Genomic DNA, 5,625 nt, shown 5'->3' with positions numbered 1-5,625 from the left:
TTAATTCAAAATGCAAAATTCAAAATGCAAAATGCAAAATTAATTTTGAATTACTAATTTTGAATTTTGAATTGGAGGGAAGCGACTCGCCTTACTGGAACGCATACCTGGGGCAGTGGCAGATTTGGGTTAACTTCGCTGACGGGTGTAGGTCTGTGGTGTGCGATTGGTTGGTGGCGGCGTAGGTCACATCCTCACAAAGCTCCCAATTAATTACAGGGATGATCGCTGCATTGGGTAAGAATTTATCAACCCTACCTGCTGCAAGGGCTTTAATGTCATGAAACCTTAAAATGAGAATTGGCGATCACTAGATATTTATCACTACCAACATTTTTATGGCGGTGGATGCAGTCCCGCCGAGGTCAAAAGGCGACGCAAGTTAACGACTCCAACCCGATTTAATTGCAGAGCTGACACTGTTGCTCGACCACAGGAAGTTTTACCAATAACCTGTGTAAAATCATCGTTCCAGCTAAAATGCTCTGACCAAAGCTGCTGACGAGGATGAAACAGTGCAACCTCAAGTTTTGTTTCTGGATCGCAATGGCTGGTTTTTGTATGCTTTCGACCATTACAGCCATAACAAGACCAAGCTAAATTTTCTACAATCGTTTCTCCACCTGCCTGACGGGGTTTGATGTGTTCTATAGTGAAGCTGTCAGGAGAAAATTCTTCTGGACATCGGCAATATTCACAGAGATTTTTGGCTCTACTGGCTACTGTCCGTCGCATTACAGCAGAGACTCTCTCAGATTCAGACGGCATGGAATAACTTCGATTCCGACACCAATTGACGATTCAAGGTCAGCAAATCCATATTCCTTAGCCTTGCTAATTCCATAAGAGCTTCCAGACGTTCTACCCTCAACTGTTCTAGCTGATCCTCATAAGTAATCAATTCTTCATGTTCCATGTCGGTGAGTTCTCCCCACTCATCGCGTTTGCGTAACTCTTCTAGTCGTTTTTGCTCATTAGGAGTCAGGCGACGTTGGATGACTTCAACCAGGGCTAACTCAATCGGATTGGATGCAGCAAACTTAGAGGGTTCAGACAGAAACTCTAATAATTGAACTACCGCAGTTAACCGCTCTTCTGACAACTGCTCAATCAGTTCGATCGCTCTTCTACGAATATCGGTTGCTCTCGTCATGGAAGATCACGCTTACCTATGTCTAATCAAATTGTACTAAGACTGGACGTTTTTTTCGATTTAATCAAGAATTTATACAGGATACTTACGGCATGAGCGTAACCCCGGAACTAGCGGAGAAAGATGACTCTGGGCGGTTAATTAAAAAGATTGTCGCACTTGAAGCGATATTGGCCGCACCTGGGGAAATGGTCACTGATGAACAGGGACGGGAGTTTGTTCCACCGCCGGCTATTGTTGTGGAAAGAGACTTGGGGGAAAGAGAGCGGTTAGCTATTTGCACTGACTGGAGCAATCTTTCTACCGCGTGGCTTATGCGTCATCGGTTGGGACTTAGGGCTGTGCTGATGTCTATGATGGCTGGGGTTGAGATAAAAGGCGACGAGGCAATGATTCAGGCTTTGGCTGAGTTCTCTAAGCGCAATGCCTCTCACGTTAAAGGTATTCTCAATCTGACCATCCCACTATCGGAGTCTCCGATGTGGATTTTGGGGCAGTATCTTTCACAACTGGACTTGTCCACTGAATCGCGGCGACCAATGGAGGACGGACAGAGGGTTAGGTATTATCGGCTGAATACTTCTGATGTCGAGTTTATCCAAAAGGTGTTGGATTATCGGCAAAAACAGAGGGAGGAGAGGGAAAGAAAACGCCAAAATGAACAAGAACGAAATGCGGCTTATGCAGCTAGAATGCAGTCTCAATATGGGATTAATCCTCCGTCCACATCCCCTCTTAATGAAGATGGAAGTAATAATCGGGGGAGTATGGACACAGAGGCAGGATTCAGTAATTCTTGGTGGGAACGGGTTAAATATTACGCTCAATTGGCGATTGAACGTCTAGAAGATGGAGTTGACAAGGTTAAGGAATTGCTCAGTACGCTAACGAATGATGAGCGTTGTGGTGTGATGCTGGAGTTTGAGGATGTTGACCCGAACAAATTTTCTCAACTGGTGACAGATGCTCCACAGTGGACTGAATGGATGGCGTGATTGATTGGAGCGTCAGTCGCTAATAGATATAACCACACCACCCATCAACCCATCAACTCTACCAACATCACCCAACATTAGCCAAACGGAACATAGCGAAATCCAAGGATAGAATGATCGATAAGGCAATCTATCAATGAAGGAGGCTTCTATGTCTGACTCCATAAACCAACAAATTCTGCTCAAAAGTTACCCCACAGGCGAACCGAAAGAAAGCGATTTTGCCCTTGTTGAAACGGCAATTCCAGAACTGGGAGAGTCAGAAATACTCACCCGCACTATTTACTTATCTCTTGATCCATATATGCGAGGAAGGATGAGCGACCGCGCTTCTTATACAACTCCCGCAGCATTAGGTAAAGTCATGGTGGGTAGCACTGTCAGCCAAGTGGTGAAATCAAACCATCCCCAATTTGCCGAGGGAGACTTTGTGTTGGGGTATGACGGTTGGCAAGCTTATGGAATATCCCTTGGCGAAACATTGAGAAAACTTGACCCCAAGCAATTACCAATCTCATCTGCTTTAGGCATTGCTGGGATGCCTGGAATGACAGCCTATTTTGCCTTGCTAGATATTGGCCAGCCCAAAGCAGGCGAAACTGTTGTGGTTTCTGCGGCTTCTGGTGCTGTGGGTGCAATTGTCGGTCAAATTGCCAAAATCAAAGGCTGTCGCGCAGTAGGTATTGCTGGTAGCGATGAGAAATGTGATTACATTGTGCATGAATTAGGCTTTGATGCTGGCATTAATCGCAAAACTCAAGACCTGAATTCTGCATTGAAAGCGGCTTGCCCAAATGGAATTGATATCTATGTTGATCATACAGCAGGGACAATTTTAGAAACAGTGTTGCAACAGATCAATCTGGGCGCGAGAATTCCTTTGGTGGGTTTAATCTCCCAGTACAACGCCGAAACTCCACCACCTGGCCCAAATCTGATGCCTCTGTTGATTAAACGAGCGTTGATCAAAGGGTTTCTAGTTGGTGATTACCAAGCGCGTCAGCTAGAGTTTATCAATGATGTTTCTCAGTGGTTACAATCAGGCAAGCTCAAATATAAAGAAGATGTAGTAAAAGGTCTAGAAAATGCACCCACTGCTTTTATTGGTTTACTACAAGGGAAAAACTTTGGCAAGCTAATTATTCAAGTTGGTGATGATCCAACTAAGAACTAACTAAGTTTACAAATGGGCAGCAATCGCGCCCCGATCACTGTGCAAGGCATGATCGGAGTTCAAGAAAAACAGCACCGTCAACCATTGTTTTCTACTTGTGGGGTTGCCTAACAATCTCAATTCTCAAAGGTCTGCCGACCGTCGCTCCTTTGGGTTAACTTTGCTTCGCGGTGTAAGTCTGTGGTGTGCGATTGGTTGGCGGTGGTGTAGGGGAAGTCAGTTATCACGGTTTCAACTAACTGATAACTGATCTTTCATATTCCCAGGACTTACCCAACTGGCACAATGCGATCACTAATTGGTAGTATATCAGTATAATTAAATCCAATTCCGAAAGCTTTTGATTGCTATTTCGTAACATTGAGATTGTTCAAGGTAGGCGGTCACTTTTACCTCAACCTACTTGTTGAGATTTGCGGTGATTAGTGGTATATCGTCACATAAAGAGCGATCGCTCACCTCAACATTAGGGTTATTCTTAAGATAGTCGAGTATCCAATGGCAACCACGCAGCACTAATTCATCTAGGTTGAAATTCCATAAAAGCACTCCATTAGCAGTGCCAGAAGCAATCGTCTGACTGTCGGGGCTAAAGCAGATACTATAAAACCAGCTTGATTTATTACTACGTTTCTTCAGAGTTTGAAGAAGCTGCCCATTCAGATTCCAAAGTTTTACTGTGCCGTCCCAATCAGCAGAAGCTATCATTTGACCGTCAGCACTAAACCTGACATCAACCACTTGATAATCATGACCTCGGAGGGTTTTAATTTCCTGACCGTCTCGACTCCAAAGTTTTACCGTATTGTCGGAAGCAGCAGAAGCTATCATCTGACTGTCGGGACTAAAACAGATGCTATTGACAGTGTTGATATGTCCAGTGAGAGTTTTGAGCATTTGACCATCACGACTCCAGAGTTTAATTGTTTTATCAGAACCATCACTACCAGAAGCAATCATTCCACCGTCGGGGCTAAAAGTAACGCTCCAGACCCCGCCACTATGACCACTAAGGGTTGTGAGCATTTGACCATCACGACTCCAGAGCTTTACTGTCTTATCATCGCTGCCAGAGACAATCATTTGACCGTCAGGACTAAAACTAATACTCCTAACTCCACTACTATGCCCATTGAGACTAATGAAAACTGTGAGACTTTGATTTTCAAGATTGTAAAGTTTTACCTGATTGTCAAAACAACCAAAAGCGATAGTCTGACCATCAGGACTGAAACTGAGACTGGCGACTCCACTCTCCTGTATAAAATTTATAATCTCCTGATTTTTAAAATTCCAAAGTTTTACCCCTTGCTTGCCTGCGCCAGCAATTATTTTGCCATCAGGGCTAAAAATGACTTTAGTTACCTCAGTATCACCAGCATCTGAGACGATTTTTGCAAGGGTTGGGCGTTCTTGACTATGCGCGTTCCAAAGTTTAACTGTGCCATCGTCACTGGCAGAGGCAACTGTCTGACCACCAGGACTGAAACTAACACTATTGACCTTGGCACTATGTCCTATGAAAGTCGTAATCTCCTGACCCTCGATACCCCAGAGTTTAACTGTGCCATCATCACTGGCAGAGGCAATTGTTTGGCCGTCAGGACTGAAACTAACACTATTGACTTTAGCAGTATGCCGAGTTAAGGTTTTTAGCTCTTGTCCGTTAAAATTCCAAAGTTTCACTGTATTCTGGCTTGCTGAAGCAATTATCTGACCTTTAGGGCTAAAAGTAACATCATAAACTGTACTTTTATGCTTTAGTGTTGTCATCAAAGTGCCGTCAAGCTTCCAGAGTTTAACTGTGTCATCGTAACTGGCAGAGGCAATCATCTTACTATCGGGACTGAAACAGACACAATTGATATCTTCGCTATGCCCAATTAAGGTTTTTAGTTCTTGTCCGTTAAGATTCCAAAGTTTTACTGTGTTATCTCTACTCGCCGAAGCAATCATCTTACTATCGGGACTGAAACAGACACAATTGATATCTTCGCTATGCCCAATTAAGGTTTTTAGTTCTTGCCCGTTAAGATTCCAAAGTTTTACTGTATTGTCTCCACAGGCAGCAATAATCAGGCTATCGGAGCTAAAACTAACGCACAAAACCATAGTGCTATAACCTTCAGGGGTTTTGAAATCCTGATGAAGGGTTCTTAATAGCTTCCCGTCACGACTCCAGAGTTTGACTGTATTATCCCAAGCAGCAGAGGCAATCATCTGACCGTCAGGGCTAAAACAGACGCTCTCTACTGGGCCAGTATGCCCTTCCAATCGGTTTAATTCTCTAATTCCGTAAACGG

General features: G+C 43.9%; 6 protein-coding genes. 3 read left to right on the top strand and 3 right to left on the bottom strand.

Going from position 1 to position 5,625, the window contains the following annotated elements:
- Window positions 1–185 (top strand): hypothetical protein (locus ACWATR_RS38435; protein ID WP_460345174.1); only part of this gene is annotated, 185 nt, incomplete at its 5' end.
- A 151-nt stretch (window positions 186–336) separates the two neighbouring features.
- On the opposite strand, the gene ACWATR_RS38430 is transcribed toward ACWATR_RS38435, so the two are convergent.
- Both ACWATR_RS38430 and ACWATR_RS38425 read right to left on the bottom strand, forming a co-directional pair.
- Window positions 337–768 carry an HNH endonuclease gene (locus tag ACWATR_RS38430; RefSeq protein ID WP_460345171.1) on the bottom strand — a complete coding sequence of 144 codons (432 nt, stop codon included), beginning with the start codon at window positions 766–768 and terminating at the stop codon, window positions 337–339.
- A complete protein-coding gene (locus tag ACWATR_RS38425) occupies window positions 758–1,153 on the bottom strand; it encodes a hypothetical protein (protein ID WP_460345168.1) in 396 nt (131 codons plus the stop codon). Before ACWATR_RS38425 ends, ACWATR_RS38430 begins: the two co-directional genes overlap by 11 nt.
- Window positions 1,154–1,245: 92 nt before the next feature.
- On the opposite strand from ACWATR_RS38425, the gene ACWATR_RS38420 reads away from it, so the two are divergent.
- Both ACWATR_RS38420 and ACWATR_RS38415 read left to right on the top strand, forming a co-directional pair.
- The gene (locus ACWATR_RS38420; RefSeq protein ID WP_460345165.1) at window positions 1,246–2,148 is read left to right on the top strand and encodes a hypothetical protein; all 903 of its coding nucleotides are present in this window, start codon (window positions 1,246–1,248) and stop codon (window positions 2,146–2,148) included.
- 151 nt (window positions 2,149–2,299) lie between these two features.
- A complete protein-coding gene (locus ACWATR_RS38415) occupies window positions 2,300–3,322 on the top strand; it encodes an NADP-dependent oxidoreductase (protein WP_460345162.1) in 1,023 nt (340 codons plus the stop codon).
- 399 nt (window positions 3,323–3,721) lie between these two features.
- Here the strand turns inward: ACWATR_RS38415 and ACWATR_RS38410 are convergent.
- Window positions 3,722–5,625: WD40 repeat domain-containing protein (locus tag ACWATR_RS38410; RefSeq protein WP_460345159.1), on the bottom strand; the 1,904-nt coding region annotated here is incomplete at its 5' end.

The organism is Nostoc sp. UIC 10890 (assembly GCF_054786515.1).
The sequence above is the reverse complement of the archived record's forward strand: the minus strand, read 5'-3'. Positions and strand labels throughout refer to the sequence as shown.

What these genes read in the sequence shown, in the direction of transcription:
- ACWATR_RS38430 (WP_460345171.1), bottom strand. Translation starts at nt 768, where the DNA reads ATGCCGTCTGAATCTGAGAGAGTCTCTGCTGTAATGCGACGGACAGTA.
- ACWATR_RS38425 (WP_460345168.1), bottom strand. Translation starts at nt 1,153, where the DNA reads ATGACGAGAGCAACCGATATTCGTAGAAGAGCGATCGAACTGATTGAG.
- ACWATR_RS38420 (WP_460345165.1), top strand. Translation starts at nt 1,246, where the DNA reads ATGAGCGTAACCCCGGAACTAGCGGAGAAAGATGACTCTGGGCGGTTA.
- ACWATR_RS38415 (WP_460345162.1), top strand. Translation starts at nt 2,300, where the DNA reads ATGTCTGACTCCATAAACCAACAAATTCTGCTCAAAAGTTACCCCACA.